We start from the raw sequence: 17,705 nt of genomic DNA on the forward strand, positions 1-17,705 counted from the left end.
GCGTGCTATTGTCCAACTACTCTGAACGAAGGGATATCATGCCAGTTTTAATTCGCGGGGATTCGCAAATGATCGTGCTTGAAAGATCGTACAGTCCGGCCACTCTGGCCAGACGGTTTGAAGTCATTGATGAAATCCGTTTCAACAACATGGATATGTTGGTCATCTATGATGAAAAAATTCCATTTATCGCCATTGCTGAAGCACAAACCAGAACCGATAACCGGGGTGAAAACCGACACCATGTGGTGGCAACGCTTGAACTTGCCCGCAGGGAAAATAGCGATGAACTGCTCGAGGTGCGACAGTTCTGGGAAGACGATAAAGCGTTTCAGGTGGAAGGCGTGGTGGTTAATGCCGGAATGCGAGATTACCGTTTAGCGACCTTATTGTATGAAACGCTGGTGGTAAAAAAGCATCTCACGTTGATGAGTGATAACGATCAATACACCGGCGGTCGCGCCTTATGGAAACGTCTTGTGCAGGATTCTGCGGGATTATTAGTTTTTATACTCGATACAGAGAAAGGGCAATTTTACCCTTATGACGGCACGGAAATGCGTTATGACGGAGTGAGCATTCCTGAGTCCGCCATCTGGAGTCACCACCCGGATCAAACTCACTGGCCGGTGGTATTGATTGCGCAAAACAGCGAGCGTCTGTCAGCGCTTTCTGCTCGCTAGCGCATACATCCGGCTTTCAGCGGCGAGGGCGAGGAGGTTGGGATCGTGCTCGCGGCTGTGCGGGAGGACCAGCGAAATGGTCTGGCGCATCTGGTAAGCTTCGGCCAGTGGCAGTAATTTCACCGTATTTGCGTACACGCCTTTCATCCTGCCGGGAATGAGCGTGTATCCGACGCCCGCCTGTACCAGACTCAGCATCGAAAAAATATCGTTTACCCGTGTGACAATGTCCGGCTCAAAACCGGCGATCTGAAAGGCTTCCTGAAAGCCGTGGTAAGTCGCAAACCCTTCTGCCAGTGAAACGAATTTCTTCTGTTTGTAATCGCGTAAATCCGCCGTGCCTTCCGACGCCAGTTCTGCGCTGGCGGGGGCAGCGAGAAAAATATCATCCTGAAAAAGCGGCAGCTGATCGTAGCGCTGTGTATCCACGCTCGAATCACTGGTCGAAATCAGAATCGCATCCAGCAGGCCGTCTTCCAGTTTTTGCAGCAAATCACTGTTAGATCCCATCACCAGTTCCAGTTCCAGCTCAGGTCTGCGCAGTTTCAGCCCCATGATCAGGCGCGGAATGGTTTCCAGGGTCAGTGAATACAATGTGCCGACCTTCAGGCGTTTATCCCCAAAACCGGCAGCGCGCTGTGTGGCCAGGATCCCGTGCTCCATCTGCTCAATCACCTGCGTGGCATGTTCAAGTAACGCTTCAGCCGCGGGCAACGGCAGCAGATTGCGCCCGCGATGGATAAACAACGGACAGCGCAAACCTTCTTCCAGCGAATGCAGGGCGCGATGCACGCTCACGCTGCTCAGACCGAGTTGTTCGGCTGCGCGGGTGATGTTTTGTTTTTCCATGTAAGCGAGGAAAATTTCGAGTTTGCGGAAGGTGATTTCACTGTCGATCATACAGGCTCCTGCGGCGCGTTTTAGGCCGTTGCGGTCTGAGATGATAGCTGAATAGCCGCCGGGCGACTATTCAGGAAGGGCGGAAAAGACGGGTTCAGGGGATCAGGGTGTAAGAGACGGTCAGGCACTTTTTGCCGTCGGCACAACTTTTACAGCCGCCGCTCAGACAGCTGTCATCCGCTTCCACCGTTTCTGCTTTTCGCATCGCTACCAGCCGCTCAAGCATGGCCTGAACCAGCGGCTGCGGAGCATTTAGCTGCTGGCTGAGCTGGCGGGCATCGGCCCGGCCAGCCAGTGCGAGAGAGTCGCGAACCTGAATCAGCGTAGTCATGTTTTATCCTAGTGGCAGTCGCTGCCGGTAGCCGCTTCACAACAGGCCGCGATATTACGCGGCTGCAAATGGAGGCTGACACGGCTGCGTGCCTTGCGCAGGCAAGTGAGAACGATGGCATTGAACAGCAGCACGATGAAGATGACGCTGGCACTGTACGCCGGATGGTTGCTGAAAGTGGCCACCTGATAAAACAGGGTCGCCAGCGAGTACGCGACGTTCAGTCCCCAGAAGATGGAGAACGTCATCCAGCTGCGGCTGGTTTCACGGGCAATCGCCCCCATGACTGAGACGCACGGCACGTAAAGCAGCACGAAAATCAGATAACTGTAAGCCGAAATGGCGGTGCCGAATTTAGTGCTCATGACGCCCATTGAACTGACGCCCATTTCGCCGTCGCCTTTGCTGGCTTCGATCGGGTTAGACAGCACGCTGATGCTGAAGGTGTCTTTCAGGCCCTGCCACGTTTCTTTCACCGCGCCGCCCAGTTCATCGAACAGGTTGAAACTGGCGGCGTCGAACTCTTCATTGTGGATATGTTCGGCGGTGTACAGCGTGTTCAGAGTTCCGACCACCACTTCTTTCGCCATCGCGCCGGTGACCAGACCTACGGTCGCCTGCCAGTTGTCAGAATGTACGCCCATCGGCGACAGCACCGGTGTCAGCACTTTACTGACCGAGGCCAGTGCCGAATCATTGATGTTATCCACCGCCTGGCCGCTGAACGAGAAGCTGTTCAGTGCGCCAATGAAAATACTCGCTATCACGATCACTTTACCGGCGCGCAGCACGAAACCTTTCAGACGTTGCCAGGTTTGCAGCAGCAGACTTTTCAGGTGCGGAACGTGATACACCGGCAGTTCCATCACAAACGGCGAGGCTTCACCGCGCATGATGGTGTATTTCAGCAGCAGGCCGGTCAGGATAGCGACCACGATACCGAGCAGATATAGCGAGAACACGATAGATGCACCGCTTTGCCCGAAGAATGCCGCAGAAAACACAGCAAAAATTGCCAGACGTGCGCCGCAGGACATAAACGGTGCCATCATGACGGTGATCAGGCGTTCACGCGGGGCATCCAGCGTACGGGCACCCATAATAGACGGCACGTTACAGCCAAAGCCGACAATCAGCGGCACGAAAGATTTCCCCGGCAGACCCAGCGATTGCATCAGTCTGTCCATCACGAACGCCGCACGGGCCATATAACCGGAGTCTTCAAGGAAGGAGAGGAACAGGTACATCATGCCGATTTGCGGCACCAGCGGCAGAACCGTATTGATACCACCGCCCACGCCCTGTGCCAGGAAAATGGTCAGCCACTGCGGGAAGTGCAGGGTGAAGCCCACCCATTGCATACCCTGAATGAATATCGCTGCCGAGCCGATATCGAAAATCGGTTGCAGCGCACCGCCGATGTTGATCGCCAGCACGAACATCAGATACATCACCAGCAGGAAGATTGGCACGCCGAGAAAGCGGTTGAGGATCACACGGTCCAGCACCTGCGTCAGTTTATTCGGCGCGGTAAGATGCGAGTTACTGACGTCGGCGCACAGTGACGCAATGCTCTGATAGCGCGCATCGGCAATCAGCAGCGCCGGATCTTCCAGCTTTTTCTGCGCCATACGGGCTTTCACCTGCGGTAATAATGCCTGCGCGTTACCTGCGTGCGTCTGGCTGTAAATATCCCCTTCGAGGATTTGCAGCGCCAGCCAGCGACGCTGTTGCAGTGCCATGTCTTGCGGCATTTCAGCGGCCAGTACTTCCACTTCCTGTTGCAGCACCGGATGATATTTCACGCGTTCCAGCGCGGCTACTTGCGGCAATTCGTCGATGGCGGCTTTCAGTTCTTTGATCCCGCTGGCGCGGGTAGAAACCAGGGCAATAACCGGACAGCCAAGGCGTGCAGACAGCGCCGGAATATCGATATTGATATTCTGAATTTTGGCGATATCAAGCATGTTCAGCGCGACGATGCAGGGCACGCCCAGCTCGAGCAGTTGCAGTGTCAGGTATAAGTTGCGCTCAAGGTTTGAGGCATCCACGACGTTAATCATCAGATCTGCGTCGCCGCTCAGAATGTAATGACAGGCAATTTGTTCATCGAGCGAGGTTTGCTCTGAGATGGTGGTCAGCGAATAGGTGCCGGGCAAATCGACCAGCGTGATCTGGTGGTCTGCGGTGGCGAACTGGCCTTCTTTACGTTCGACGGTAACGCCTGCCCAGTTACCGACGCGTTGTCGCGAACCTGTTAACTGGTTGAAAAGGGTCGTTTTACCTGAGTTTGGATTACCAATCAGGCCAATAGTCAGTGCTTTCATACGTTCAGATCTACGTGTGAGAAAGGAAAAAACGCGGAAAACTCAACAGAGCCGCGCTGAACAATCTTTCAGATACCCATCAAAAAAGTCAGGCCACGAGCTCAAGATTGAGCAGGTCGAGATCTTTTTTGCGTACGACCAGACTGGTGCGGCGGGTTTCTATCTGCACCGGGTCGCCCATCGGCGCTACACGAATGATGCTGAAGAATGACCCCGGAAGCATGCCGAGTGACAGCAGTTTCTGGCGATAGGCCGGGCTGATTTCATGAGAAAAGCCGGTGATTTTGTAAGCACGTTTTGATTGAAGTTGCATAGTTCCTCGCGAAGCGTTCAGGCATTTGGGGGCAGCGTGACAAAGGTTACGCCGCGCTTCCGTGCCCGGTGATCTCACTTAACTGCGAAATATTGCTCAGAAATTGTCCCTGGTGCGAAAGTGTCAGCCTTTGGCTGACGGCGTATTGAATACGCAAAGAAGTACAAACGAGAATAGTTATCATAATTAGTACGCATGTGGAGACAAAAGAAAAGAGGGGGGCCTCTTCACGGGAATCTCCACCGCGTCGCTATCCTATGCCTGCAACAGTGAGGATTTATTGATTTACCTCAGTGATTGATTCATTAGGATTGAGTTTAAAAAGTGCCTAAAAAAGACACATAAAAAAAGCCGCTGATTATCAGCGGCTTTGGGTTTACTGGAAAAAACGAGAAATTAACGTTTTTTGCCGAGAGCGGCAGCCAGGGCATCGGCCATCGCATTATTCCCCGCTGGCGCGGCATTGCGGCCAGCCGGTTTGTTTGGCGTATGACGTTTCTGATTGTCACGTGAATCTGACGCCGGTGCGGAAGAACGGCGCGCCGGTGCTTCGCCCGGTTGTTCATCCAGACGCATGGTCAGCGCGATACGTTTACGCTGCAGATCGACTTCCATCACTTTTACTTTGACGATATCGCCGGCCTTCACCACGGTATGCGGATCTTCAACGAACTTGTTCGCCAGTGATGAGATGTGAACCAGACCATCCTGATGTACGCCAATATCCACAAATGCACCGAAGTTGGTGACGTTAGTGACCGAGCCTTCAAGGATCATGCCCGGCATCAGGTCATTCATGGTTTCCACGCCGTCAGCAAATGTCGCGGTTTTGAACTCAGGACGTGGATCGTGTCCCGGTTTTTCCAGCTCTTTGATGATGTCGGTAACGGTCGGCACGCCGAACTGGTCGTCAGTGAATTCACTGGCTTTCAGGCCGCGCAGCACATTCGAATCGCCCATCAGTTCTTTCAGCGCCAGCTGCGTCGCGGCCAGAATGCGTTCGACCACCGGATAGGTTTCCGGGTGAACCGTTGAGGCATCAAGCGGGTTGTCGCCGTGGTTGATACGCAGGAAGCCCGCGCATTGCTCGAAGGCTTTTGGTCCCAGACGGCTGACTTTCAGCAACTGTTCACGATTGCGGAACTGACCGTTTTCGTCGCGCCAGTTAACGATATTCTGCGCCATCATGCGGGTCAGACCGGCCACGCGGGTCAGCAACGGAACGGACGCGGTATTCAGATCTACACCCACGGCGTTCACGCAGTCTTCAACGACGGTATCGAGTTTTTTCGCCAGCAGGCTCTGGCTGACGTCATGCTGATACTGACCGACACCGATGGATTTCGGGTCTATTTTCACCAGCTCAGCCAGCGGATCTTGCAGACGACGCGCAATGGAAACTGCCCCACGAATCGAAACATCCAGATCCGGGAATTCCAGTGCCGCCAGTTCGGAAGCGGAATACACCGATGCACCCGCCTCACTGACGATCACTTTCTGCGCTTTTACTGCCGGGAACTGTTTTTGCAGCTCAAGGAAGAAGCGTTCGGTTTCGCGGGAAGCGGTACCGTTACCGATAGCGACCAGTTCGACATTATGTTTGATACACAGTGCGGCAACCTGTTGCGCGGCTTTTGCAGCCTGGCCGGTGTGGGGATAAACGGTATCTATATCCACCAGTTTGCCGGTGTTATCCACAACGGCGACTTTCACACCCGTACGCAAGCCCGGATCGAGACCCATTGTTGCGCGCATACCCGCTGGCGCAGCCATCAGCAAATCATGCATGTTACGGGCGAATACGTTAATCGCTTCATCTTCGGCGCGTTCGCGCACGGTGCCCATCAGCTCGGTTTCGAGGTGCAGCAGCACTTTGATGCGCCACGTCCAGTTGACGACGGCACGGCGCCAGACATCGGCAGGCGCGTTGTTCAGGCGCAGACCCAGATGGTCGATGATAATTTGTTCGGCGTAGCTTTCTTTTGGCGGCTCGTCATGCTGCGGATCGGCATTCAGCGCCAGTTGCAATACGCCTTCGTTGCGGCCACGGAACATAGCCAGCGCGCGGTGCGAAGGCACCTGAGAAATCGGTTCGTGGTGATCGAAGTAGTCGCGGAATTTCGCGCCTTCCTGCTCTTTACCCTCGACCATGCGGGAGGTCAGATGGGCGTTTTTCCACAGGTAATCACGAACTTTCGCCAGCAGCGACGCATCTTCAGCGAAACGCTCCATCAGGATGTAGCGTGCACCATCCAGCGCTGCTTTGGTGTCGGCGACACCTTTATCCGCATCGATAAATTTCGCTGCGGCGGCTTCAGGTTCGTTTTGCGGCTCGTTCCACAGTAATTCTGCCAGCGGTTCCAGCCCCGCTTCGATAGCGATTTGTCCGCGCGTGCGGCGTTTAGGCTTGAACGGCAGATAGAGGTCTTCCAGCTCAGTTTTGCTCAGCGTGGTATTGATGGCTTTTGCCAGATCGTCGCTCAGCTTGCCCTGTTCTTCGATGGACTTGAGGATAGTCTGGCGGCGGTCTTCCAGCTCACGCAAATAACCCAGACGGGTGTCCAACTGACGCAGTTGGGTATCGTCCAACCCACCGGTGACTTCCTTACGATACCGCGCAATAAACGGCACGGTATTACCTTCATCCAGCAGACGCACCACGGAAGCAACCTGCTCCGGGCGAACCTGCAATTCACTTGCGATAATGCGGCTCAGTTGATCATTCATAGGTCTGGTATCAGTATTTTCGTTTAAAAAAGCAGGGCACAGTTATACGGTTTGAAGACCGAAAATGCCAGTCATCAGGCCGCCCGCCTGCGCGTTTTGAGAGTTAGCTGATCATTTACCGTAGTCAATCTCATTGACGTACCAGGTCGCGTCGCCGACCGGCGTGGTCACCACCAGACTGTCGCCGACTTCTTTTTTCAGCAGGGCACGCGCCATCGGGGAATCGATGGAAATGTAGTCTTTGCGGCCAAAAATTTCGTCATATCCGACAATGCGAAAACGCTTGATGTCGCCGTCGTCGTTTTCGACTTCCACCCAGGCACCAAAGAACACTTTGCCGTCCTGCTGCGGTGAATAATCGACAATACGCAGCTGTTCCATGCATTTGGTCAGATAGCGGATGCGGCGGTCAATTTCACGCAACCGTTTTTTGTTGTACTGATAATCGGCATTTTCGCTGCGATCGCCCAGGCTTGCCGCCCAGGTCACTTTTTTTGTCACTTCCGGGCGCTCTTCACGCCACAGGAAATCCAGCTCAGTTTTGAGCTTGTCGTAGCCTTCACGGGTAATCAGTTTCGTTTTCATATTACCTGTCACTTTCTCACTGTTTTCCTGCACAGAAATCTGCCGCCATTGTTTCACACAATCGCTTTCCTGACAGCGCACAAATTGACCGAAAAGTCTGACTCACTGCTACGCTTTATATGATGGCTTTTTAGCCAGAGAGTTATTATCCTTCTGTGCGGTTTCTTGCATTTTTTTACCTTCAGATATTTCACGTAATATAATGAATTAAATAAAAATATCTCTCGCGTTTAATCGTCTGCAGGGATTGGGGTACAGGTACAAATGGATGTATTAAAATTCTTACTTCGTCTGCCTTTTACATTGATAAAAGGCATCCTGCGCGTGCTGGCCTTGGTATTGGGTCTGCTGGGCCGCATTTTTAAACCGATTGTCGGCAATATCGACTGGCGTGCGCCTGCCTGGTGGACGGCACTGTCCGGATGGCTTAAGCGTGGTTTTACGCGTCTCGAAGGCGGAGCAGATAAGCATCCCAAAGCCATCAGTCTGGCGATTCTGGTATTGCTGTGCGTGGCGGGCGCGGGCGTTTACGGCTGGCACTGGTGGCTCAACCGGCCACAGCCCGTCGAACCGGCACCGATGGTTTATCAGGATACCAGCGTGCGTATCAGCGGGCCGGAATCCATTAATTATGCTGCGCAAAAACCTGCGCCTCAGCAGGCTATTTTCAATTTCCGTAACTCCGTCGCGCCAATTACCGACGTGGGTAAAGTGGTGGAAAAAGGGATATCCCTTAAACCGGCTGCCGAGGGTGAGTGGAAATGGGTCAGCGGCTACACCCTGGTCTTCACCCCTAAAAATCCGCTGCCGATGGGCACAAAATATGAAGTGAATTTCACGCCTGATGTCCTGCTTGCGCCGCAAATCAAGCTGGCGAAAACCCGTTATGAATTCACCGCACCGGCGTTCGATTATCAGCTCGGGCAAGCCGAGTACTATCAGGATCCGCAGGACCCGCAAAAACGCAGCGCGATTTTTAACGTTAAGTTCAATGCGCCGGTGGATGTCGCCAGTTTTGAAAAACAGATTTCACTTGGCCTGACCGAAGGGAAAGCCAAAACCGGGACGAAACTCAATTATTCCGTGGTTTACGACCAGAAGAAACTCAATGCCTGGGTGCATTCCGAACCGCTTAAATCGCTCGATCACGGCGGTTCAGTGCGTGTGACGATCGGTGAGGGCGTTAAAGCGTCTGTGCCCTCTGCGCCAACCCTGCAGGCGCGAAATGGCGTGGTGTCCGTGCCCACGCTTTACAGCCTGATGGTTAACGAAGCCAGCGCGCAGGTGGTGGATGCAGACGGCGCGAAAGGTCAGCGTGCGCTGATTGTCGGCTTCAGCGATGCGGTCAAAGACAAAGATATCCGTCAGGCAGTCAAAGTCTGGTTACTGCCACAGCACAACCCGAACGATCAGGACGAGGCAAAAGGTCCGGATGATTACGCCAGCTGGGAAGTCGACAGCGTGGAAAATAACGTTCTTGCGCAGTCCACGCCGCTGAACATTCAGCTCAATGACGCCGAAAGCGATTATCAGCCACAGTTCAGTTTCCGCTTTGATGCACCGGCGCACCGCGCCATGCTGGTGGAAATCGACAACATTCTGACCTCTTCCGGTGGCTATAAAATGCCGGAAAAAGTGTACCGCATCGTCGCGGTTCCCGATTATCCGAAATCCCTGCAATTTATGTCGCAAGGCTCGCTGCTGTCAGTTAACGGTGACAAACAAATCAGCGTCGCGGCGCGTAACGTGCCGGGCATGCGTCTGGATATCAAACGGGTGATCCCGGGCCAGCTGCAACATATCGTGTCATTTAAAAGCCGCCAGTATTCCTCGGCGGAATTTAACCGTCTTAATGACGAGTATTTTACCGAGCACTTCAAATATCAGACCGCGTTAAATAACGACAAGCCGGGTGAAGTGAATTATCAGGGCGTTGATCTCTCGCGTTATCTTTCCACCGATCCGACGTCACATCGCGGCGTGTTCCTGCTGACACTGTCAGAATGGGATCCGAAGAAGAAAGAAGTGAAACCGGAAGCGGATGACGACGGCAATGTCTATCAGGATGAAGACCAGAGCGGGGATGAAGCGCCCGCCGGTGATTCGCGTTTCGTCGTGGTCACCGATTTGGGAATTATAGCCAAGCGTTCGCAGGATAAAACCCGCGACGTATTTGTGCAGTCGATTCACAGCGGCACGCCAGTGGCGAACGCGAAAGTCTCGGTCATCGCCAAAAATGGCGTGACGTTGCTGACGCAAATGACCGGCGCGGACGGCCACGTGCGCTTCCCTGCACTGGACGTGTATACCAGCGAGCGCCAGCCGGTGATGTTCCTGGTCGAAAAAGAGGGCGATGTGTCCTTCCTGCCGGCGGACAGAAATAACGACCGTGGCCTCGATTTCTCCCGGTTTGATGTCGACGGCGAAATCACCCCGAATGACCCGCGTACGCTGAGCAGTTATCTGTTCTCCGATCGCGGCGTTTATCGTCCGGGCGATACGTTCAATATCGGTCTGATTACCCGCGCCGCCGACTGGAGCAATGGTCTGGCTGGTGTGCCGGTGAGAGCCGAAATTCATGATCCGCGCGACAAACTGATGAGCACCATTCCGCTGACGCTGGGTGCCAGCGGTTTCAATGAGCTGAGTTATACCACTGACGATAATTCTCCGACGGGTGAATGGAACGTCTATCTGTATCTGATCGGCAAAGACAATGAGTCTTCCACGTTACTGGGTCATACCTCGGTTAACGTCAAAGAATTCGAGCCGGATCAGTTAAAGGTGAAACTGCAACTGACGCCTGAGCGTAAACAGGGTTGGGTGAAACCGTCGGAACTGCAGGCCAACATCGACGTGCAGAACCTGTTCGGCACGCCTGCGCAGGACAGACGCGTGACGTCGAAACTGACGTTACGGCCGATGTATCCAAGCTTCGAACAGTTCCCGGATTACGCCTTCTATGAGAACCGTCAGAACAGCGACGGTTTCGAAACGGAACTCGAAGACCGCACTACCGATGAAAAAGGCGTGGCGACTATTCCGCTGGATCTGAAATCTTACGCCGACGCGACCTATCAGCTGCAACTGTTGTCCGAGGCGTTCGTCGCCGGTGGCGGGCGTTCTGTGGCTGCTACGGCGCGGGTGCTGGTGTCGCCATATGACTATCTGATTGGGGTAAAAGCCGACGGCGATTTGGGTTACATCAACCATAACGCAGTCCGTCACCTGAACGTGATTGCGGTCGATCCTTCGCTGAATAAGATGACGTTGCCGGACCTGAAAGTCGTGCTCGTGGAGCAGAAATATATCTCTGTGCTGACCAAACAGGATTCCGGCGTTTACAAATATCAGTCGAAAATGAAAGAAGTGCCGCTGTCGGAACAGCCTCTGTCGCTGTCGGCACAGGGCAATGACCTGACGCTGGCGACGGATAAACCGGGTGATTTCGTGCTGGTGGTGGAAGATGCGAAAGGCAACGTGCTGAACCGCATTGGCTACACCGTGGCCGGTAACGCTAACCTGAGCCGTTCGCTGGACAGAAATGCCGAGCTGAAACTGAAACTCAATCAGGCGGAATACCAGCCGGATGAGGAAATCGAAGTGGCGGTTAACGCGCCTTACACCGGCAGCGGTCTGATCACCATTGAGAAAGACAAAGTCTACAGCTGGCAGTGGTTCCACACCGACACCACCAGTTCTGTGCAGAAAATCCGTGTGCCTGCGGGCATGGAAGGCAACGGCTACATCAACGTGCAGTTTGTGCGTGATGTGAATTCCGATGAAATCTTTATGAGTCCGCTGAGCTACGGCGTGATGCCGTTCAAAATCAGCACTAAAGCGCGCCAGAACACCCTTGAAGTTGAAGCGCCTGAAGTGATTAAACCGGGCGAAAATCTGGCCATGACGGTGACGACTGACGGCCCGCAACAGGTGGCGCTGTTTGCTGTCGATGAGGGGATTTTGCAGGTGGCACGTTATCGCCTGAAAGATCCGCTGGAATACTTCTTCCGCAAACGCGAACTGGGCGTGGAAAGCTCGCAAATCCTCGATCTTATCCTGCCGGAATTCAGCAAACTGATGCAGCTTGCAGCAGCGCCGGGCGGTGACGCGGGTGAAGGGCTGGATCTGAACGTCAATCCGTTCAAACGTAAACGTGATAAGCCGGTCGCTTACTGGTCAGGGATTACCGAAGTGAACGGCAAGAAGCAGTTCGATTATCAGGTGCCGGATTACTTCAACGGTAAAATTCGCGTGATGGCGATTTCTGTCACGCCGGACAAAATCGGTAAAGCGCAGACTTCTGCGACCGTGCGCGACAACTTCATCATGACGCCGAATGTGCCGTCGATGGTGGCGCCGGGTGACGAGTTTGATGTCAGCGTGGGAGTCAGCAATAACCTCGAAGGGCTGAACGGAAAAAGTATTCCGGTTGCGATCCATCTGACCGTGCCGCCGCAGCTTGAAGTGGTGGGCAACGCCGATCAAAACCTGTCGCTGGCTGAAAAGCGCGAGGGTGTGATTAACTTCCGCCTGCGTGCCAAAGCCTTGCCGGGCGATGCACCGCTGGTGTTTGACGCGACGTATGGCGATAAAGTCAGCCGCCGGACCATCAGTACCTCAGTGCGTCCGGCAATGCCGTTCCGCACGCAGTCGGTGATGGGGCGCATGAGCGGCAACAGCCAGACCGTCGATAACCTGCGTCAGATGTTTGATGCATACGCGGTGCGTACTGCGGCAGTGTCTAACTCACCGCTGGTGCTGACCCGCGGGCTGTCACAGTATCTGGCGGATTATCCTTATTACTGTTCTGAACAGATTGTCAGCCGCTCGGTGCCGCTGATCCTCGGCACTCTTCATCCTGAGATGAAAGGCGTACAGACTCAGGCAGAAAGCAGTAAGCAGCTGAAGGATATGCTGGCAGTGCTGCGTTCACGCCAGAATGACAGCGGCGCGATTGGCCTGTGGCGTTCATCGCCGCAAACCGATCCGTTCATCACGCCTTACGTGGTGCAATATCTGCTGGAAGCCAAAGCCGCGGGCGTTGCATTGCCAGCCGGTATGCTGGAAGAGGCTAATTCGGCACTGCGCGAACTGGCAGCGAATCAGAATGATGATTTATATACGCTTCGTCTGCGCGCATGGGCGGTGTATCTGCTGACGCGTCAGGGTGAAATCACCACCAGTTCACTGGCCTCGGTACAAGACACGTTGCAGCAGCGTTATCCGGACACCTGGAAAACCGATCTCAGCGCGATGTATCTGGCCTCGTCATATCGTCTGCTGAAAATGGATGATGAAGCGAATACGCTGTTGCAGCCAACCTGGAAGCAACTGAGCAAGGCGTATGACAAAGCCTGGTGGACGCAAAGTTACTTTGACCCGCTGGTGCAGGACGCGACGCGGCTGTATCTGATCACCCGCCACTTCCCGGAAAAAGTCTCCGCCATTCCTCCGCAGGTGCTGGAAAATATGGTCAAAGCACTAAAAGAGGAACGCTACACGACCTATTCTTCCGCGATGAGTATTCTGGCGCTGGAGAGTTATTCCGCGCAGGTAGCGGCGCAGGCAACGGCACCGGACGCGCTGAAAATCACCCAGTTAAGCAAAACCAAAAATGTGGAACCGCAGCTGATTTCACAGGTTCAGGGACTGTTTGCTAAAGCTAACTTCACGGCTGATGCACAGGCGCTTCGTATAGAAAACGGTAATGATGCACCAGCCTGGTATGTGGTGACACAGGCCGGTTATGACCTGGCTGCGCCGAAGAAAGCCATTTCACGCGGTCTGGAAATCACCCGCGATTACACGGATGAAAAAGGCAACGCGGTCACGCAGGTGACGCTGGGACAGAAGATCAATGTGCATCTGAAAGTCCGCGCTAACTCGAAGGAAGGACAGGACAATCTGGCGATTGTCGATTTATTGCCGGGCGGTTTTGAAGTGGTTCAGCAAACGCCACCGGAGCCGGAGTCTGACAGCAGTGATGAAAACAGTGATGCAGAAGCGTCGGCATCCTGGCAGTCACCACTGGCGGCATCGGGTTCAACGTGGGCGCCGGATTACAGTGATATTCGTGAAGACAGAGTGGTCATTTACGGCAGCGCCAGCACCGATGTGCAGGAGTTTGTGTATCAGATCAAAGCCACCAACACCGGCAGTTTTGTGATCCCGCCGGCGTACGGTGAAGCGATGTATGACCGCGAAGTTCAGGCACTTTCTGTCAGTGACAAAAAACTGGTCGTCGTGCCAGCTGACGAAGCCGCTGTTGCTAAAAAATAACAAAACGCAGTAGCCCCGTCGTTAACGGCGGGGCGTAACCTGTTCTGAGTAGCAAGATGATCTCCTTTTCTGCGTTTTCTAAATCCACGAAACGGCTGCTGCAAAATATCGCAATGGCCGTTTTTTTACTGGCGCTGATCGTACTGGCATGCCAGCTCTGGCCCCATCCGCCCCTGTCTCAGGGACAACCTTTTTCCTCCGCCTATTACGACCGGGAGGGCATCCTCATGCGCATCACGCTGGCTAACGATGACCGTTACCGGCTGTGGACGCCGCTGGAACAGGTTTCTCCGCTGGCAGTTAAAAGCCTGTTACTGCACGAAGACCGCTGGTTTTATCTCAATCCTGGTTTTAACCCATACAGCCTGATGCGGGGCTTCTGGCGCAGTTATGTCACAGGCGGAAAAATGCAGGGTGGTTCAACCATTACCATGCAGCTGGCGCGTATGCACTGGCATCTGAATACCCGCACGCCAGCAGGCAAAATCATGCAGGTTATGCGCGCTGTGCAGCTGGAACTGAGTTATTCAAAGCATGACATTCTCGAAGCCTATCTGAACGCCGCGCCGTATGGTCGTAATATTGAAAGCATCGGTGCGGCCAGTCTGATCTATTTCAGCAAAGCACCGAAAGACCTGACATTGCCGGAAGCACTGACGCTGGCAGTATTGCCGCAATCACCGAGCTACCGCATTGACGCTAAAACCGGTGTTTTGGGTGCGGCGCTGACGCAGGCGCGGAACCGGCTTTTTCAGCGCTGGCAGGCACATTATGAAACCGACAGCAGCCAGATCTCATTGTTCAGATTGCCGCTGGCGCTGCGCCAGCCGGAGCAGATGCCCTATATTGCACCGCACTTTATCGAACAACTTCGTCAGCAGAATCAGCAGTTTGCCGGTACAGATACCCGCACGGACACCACGATAGACGCCGGTTTACAGCGGCTGATTGAGCGGCAGGTCAGTGCGTTTATCACCCGCAACGAAAGTCGCGGCATTCATAACGCCGCTGTCCTGCTGGTCGATACCCGGGATATGGGGGTGCGATCGCTGGTGGGATCTGCCGATTATTACAACCGGGATATTCAGGGACAGGTGAACGGCACCAACGCGAAACGTTCGCCGGGCTCGGCGCTCAAACCGTTTATTTATGCGCTGGGAATGGAGCAGGGCGTGCTGCATCCGATGACTATTCTCAAAGATGTGCCTTCAGCATTTGGAGCTTACGCGCCGGAGAATTTTGACCGGCGATTTCTCGGCCCCGTGACCGCAACCGATGCCCTGAACTTCAGCCGCAATATTCCCGCTGTGTATGTTGCATCCCAGTTGCGCCAGCCGACGTTTTATCAGTTCCTCCGGCTTTCCGGCGTGGCGGATATGGCCAGTGAAAACCATTATGGCCTGTCGCTGGTGCTGGGCGGTGGAGAAGTGACGATGCAGGAACTGGCAAAACTGTACGCGTTGCTGGCGAACCGCGGCGTGCTGCAACCGCTGCGGATGCAAAAAACCGATCCGCAACAGACAACGCCCGTACGTTTGCTCAGTGAAGAAGCCAGCTTTATGACGCTTGATATGCTGCGTCAGCACCGCCGTCCGGGGGATACGCTGGCTCAGGCACCGTCTTCGCTGCCGGTTTACTGGAAGACCGGCACCTCGTGGGGTTTTCGCGATGCGTGGAGCGTCGGGATTTTCGGTCCTTATGTATTAGTGGTCTGGGAAGGCAATTTCGACAGTAAAGGTAATAACGTGTTTGTCGGTGCCGACGCTGCCGCACCGCTGTTCTTCAACATTATCGACAGCATTACTGCCAGTTATCCGTCCCTGCAGGAGCCCAAACGGCCATTTCCTAAGGGGCTGAAACGGGTGGATATCTGCCTTGCCAGCGGGGATTTGCCGACGCCATGGTGCCAGCAAAAAGGCAAAACCTGGTTTATTCCCGGTAAGTCGCCAATCAAAGTGGATACCGTTTACCGGCCGGTGCGTCTCGATAAACTGACCGGCGAAGTCGCGTGCCCGCCCTATGAGGAAGAGGAAACCCGCACCGAAGTGTTTGAGTTCTGGCCATCGGATCTGGCGAATGTTTTTGCGCAGGCCGGATTACCCAAACGCAAACCGCCGGTGAATCACTGCAAAGATGAGGGCGTGGACGTGAGTGGCAATCCGCCGCGCATTACGTCACCCCTGAAAAGCACTACGTATACACTGCGGCAATCTCAGCAAGGGCGTGACCGGATTTCATTTAATGCGGTGACCGATGCGGACAGTAAAACGGTGTACTGGTTCGTTGATGACATCTACCTGGGAAGCTCCGCCAGCAAATCCGCCATCGACTGGCAGCCTATTAATAACGGGCAATACCGTATCCGCGCGGTGGACGATCATGGCCGCGCGGATAGCCGGTTGGTGAGTATTGAGATTGTGAATTAAGGATGCTGGCAGCATTGCTGCTGCCAGGCTGATTTATTTAATGTCAATTTGTAGTGTTGCTGAGGCATCGAAATCACCGCTTTCAAGGACACCCCCAATCAGATTGACCGGATAGGCCATAAGCGTGACTTTCCCGGCACCTGTCTGATTCATCGGCAGTATCCCGCTTTTAAACGGGATAGATGTCCCGCTGTCGTTCAGTACAGTGATGCCAATGTCGGCAACGTTATCTGAAGGGCGTCTTCTGCCAACCAGATAGTACTGATCCACAACGTCATCTCCTTCCAGAGTCATAGTGAGTTTGTTCCCCGGCGGGACGGTAGGAAGGCCATTCTGCGTGCAGTCGTAAACGATATCGAAAGTATTTGCTCTGTAGTTTACCGGCGGCTGTTTTACTTTTGTCATATCCCCTGCACCGATATAACCAAAATCGACCATGATCGTCTCACCTTTGTTGATTTCACAACTTTGCGGAACCGTGATGGTTCCGCTGATATAAACGACAGCAACGGGTGATGTAGATTTTGGGGTATTAGTCGAAGAGGTTGCCGATGTCGCATACACCTCCGCGACCGCCGTACGAGGGATATCCAACTGGCCAATAAACGGTTTCGTGATGGAGAAAATTAACTGGCCCTGCGAGCCGGTAGTCAGATGATCCTGAGTGGTTTGCAAAGAACAAATGCCGTTGTTATCAGCATCCCTGTGGCGCGTCGAATCACTGATTTTAGTTGCAGGAACGGAAACGGCTCCTGCCGTTTTGGGGATGAAAATACTCGTTTTGACATCCATATGGTCATTAAGCTTTTGGAATCCAAACGTGTTTCCTGACGGTAAAGGTGTTTTTAAGGTGTAAAGGATCAATACGGAGTCAGAAGTGGCATCAGCCGGCGAACAGTCGCAGGTAATCTGATAGCTTTCCTGACCTGCGTTAAACGCAGTTTCATAGGTATGACCCACCTCATTGTCCGTCGCCTTCATGTTCTCAAGCATATTATTGTCATATGACTGAGGGCTGCCATTTAAGGGTTCGCAACTCGCTGAAGTTGCAAATGAAGGTGAAGCATAAATACTGCCCAGCATCACTGTCAGTAGTGAGAAAATGGACATCCTGTCTTTGATTTTCATCAT

Annotated in this window: 10 protein-coding genes; 3 read left to right on the forward strand and 7 right to left on the reverse strand. The window is 53.8% G+C overall.

Translation table 11 applies throughout. The features are described 5' to 3' along the window. Positions 1 to 38: 38 nt before the first annotated feature. Positions 39 to 683 carry a hypothetical protein gene (locus J1778_RS04400; RefSeq protein ID WP_238484565.1) on the forward strand — a complete coding sequence of 215 codons (645 nt, stop codon included), beginning with the start codon at positions 39 to 41 and terminating at the stop codon, positions 681 to 683. Here the strand turns inward: J1778_RS04400 and J1778_RS04405 are convergent. The 6 genes from J1778_RS04405 to greB all read right to left on the reverse strand — a co-directional run bounded on the left by J1778_RS04405 (position 663) and on the right by greB (position 7,866). Then, positions 663 to 1,583, reverse strand: a complete 921-nt coding sequence (locus tag J1778_RS04405; protein ID WP_217172157.1) for a LysR family transcriptional regulator — start codon at positions 1,581 to 1,583, stop codon at positions 663 to 665. The two genes, J1778_RS04400 and J1778_RS04405, sit on opposite strands and share 21 nt — an antisense overlap. A 94-nt stretch (positions 1,584 to 1,677) precedes the next feature. After that, positions 1,678 to 1,914, reverse strand: coding sequence for a FeoC-like transcriptional regulator (locus J1778_RS04410; RefSeq protein WP_217172158.1), 237 nt, complete (start codon positions 1,912 to 1,914; stop codon positions 1,678 to 1,680). 8 nt (positions 1,915 to 1,922) lie between these two features. Further along, a complete protein-coding gene (feoB, locus tag J1778_RS04415) occupies positions 1,923 to 4,241 on the reverse strand; it encodes a Fe(2+) transporter permease subunit FeoB (protein WP_217172159.1) in 2,319 nt (772 codons plus the stop codon). Positions 4,242 to 4,329: 88 nt separating this feature from the next. Further along, positions 4,330 to 4,554 carry a ferrous iron transporter A gene (gene feoA / locus J1778_RS04420; protein ID WP_217172160.1) on the reverse strand — a complete coding sequence of 75 codons (225 nt, stop codon included), beginning with the start codon at positions 4,552 to 4,554 and terminating at the stop codon, positions 4,330 to 4,332. A gap of 396 nt (positions 4,555 to 4,950) precedes the next feature. Next, positions 4,951 to 7,281 (reverse strand): Tex family protein, encoded by a 2,331-nt coding sequence (locus tag J1778_RS04425; protein WP_217172161.1) that lies wholly within the window; start codon positions 7,279 to 7,281, stop codon positions 4,951 to 4,953. 111 nt (positions 7,282 to 7,392) lie between these two features. Next, positions 7,393 to 7,866, reverse strand: coding sequence for a transcription elongation factor GreB (gene greB, locus J1778_RS04430; protein WP_217172224.1), 474 nt, complete (start codon positions 7,864 to 7,866; stop codon positions 7,393 to 7,395). 264 nt (positions 7,867 to 8,130) lie between these two features. On the opposite strand from greB, the gene J1778_RS04435 reads away from it, so the two are divergent. Then, positions 8,131 to 14,148, forward strand: a complete 6,018-nt coding sequence (locus J1778_RS04435; RefSeq protein ID WP_217172162.1) for an alpha-2-macroglobulin family protein — start codon at positions 8,131 to 8,133, stop codon at positions 14,146 to 14,148. 56 nt (positions 14,149 to 14,204) lie between these two features. Further along, on the forward strand, positions 14,205 to 16,574 hold the full coding sequence (gene pbpC / locus J1778_RS04440) for a penicillin-binding protein 1C (RefSeq protein ID WP_238484566.1): 2,370 nt from the start codon (positions 14,205 to 14,207) through the stop codon (positions 16,572 to 16,574). A 33-nt stretch (positions 16,575 to 16,607) separates the two neighbouring features. Here the strand turns inward: pbpC and J1778_RS04445 are convergent, their stop codons facing one another. Beyond that, positions 16,608 to 17,705: a fimbrial protein gene (locus tag J1778_RS04445; RefSeq protein ID WP_238484567.1), complete on the reverse strand. Its 1,098-nt coding sequence runs from the start codon at positions 17,703 to 17,705 to the stop codon at positions 16,608 to 16,610.

This window comes from Rahnella bonaserana (genome assembly GCF_019049675.1).
Taxonomy (GTDB): Bacteria; Pseudomonadota; Gammaproteobacteria; order Enterobacterales; family Enterobacteriaceae; genus Rahnella; species Rahnella bonaserana.

Coding starts and splice junctions, on each gene's coding strand:
- J1778_RS04400 (WP_238484565.1), top strand. CDS start 39: ATGCCAGTTTTAATTCGCGGGGATTCGCAAATGATCGTGCTTGAAAGA.
- J1778_RS04405 (WP_217172157.1), bottom strand. CDS start 1,583: ATGATCGACAGTGAAATCACCTTCCGCAAACTCGAAATTTTCCTCGCT.
- J1778_RS04410 (WP_217172158.1), bottom strand. CDS start 1,914: ATGACTACGCTGATTCAGGTTCGCGACTCTCTCGCACTGGCTGGCCGG.
- feoB (WP_217172159.1), bottom strand. CDS start 4,241: ATGAAAGCACTGACTATTGGCCTGATTGGTAATCCAAACTCAGGTAAA.
- feoA (WP_217172160.1), bottom strand. CDS start 4,554: ATGCAACTTCAATCAAAACGTGCTTACAAAATCACCGGCTTTTCTCAT.
- J1778_RS04425 (WP_217172161.1), bottom strand. CDS start 7,281: ATGAATGATCAACTGAGCCGCATTATCGCAAGTGAATTGCAGGTTCGC.
- greB (WP_217172224.1), bottom strand. CDS start 7,866: ATGAAAACGAAACTGATTACCCGTGAAGGCTACGACAAGCTCAAAACT.
- J1778_RS04435 (WP_217172162.1), top strand. CDS start 8,131: ATGGATGTATTAAAATTCTTACTTCGTCTGCCTTTTACATTGATAAAA.
- pbpC (WP_238484566.1), top strand. CDS start 14,205: ATGATCTCCTTTTCTGCGTTTTCTAAATCCACGAAACGGCTGCTGCAA.
- J1778_RS04445 (WP_238484567.1), bottom strand. CDS start 17,705: ATGATGAAAATCAAAGACAGGATGTCCATTTTCTCACTACTGACAGTG.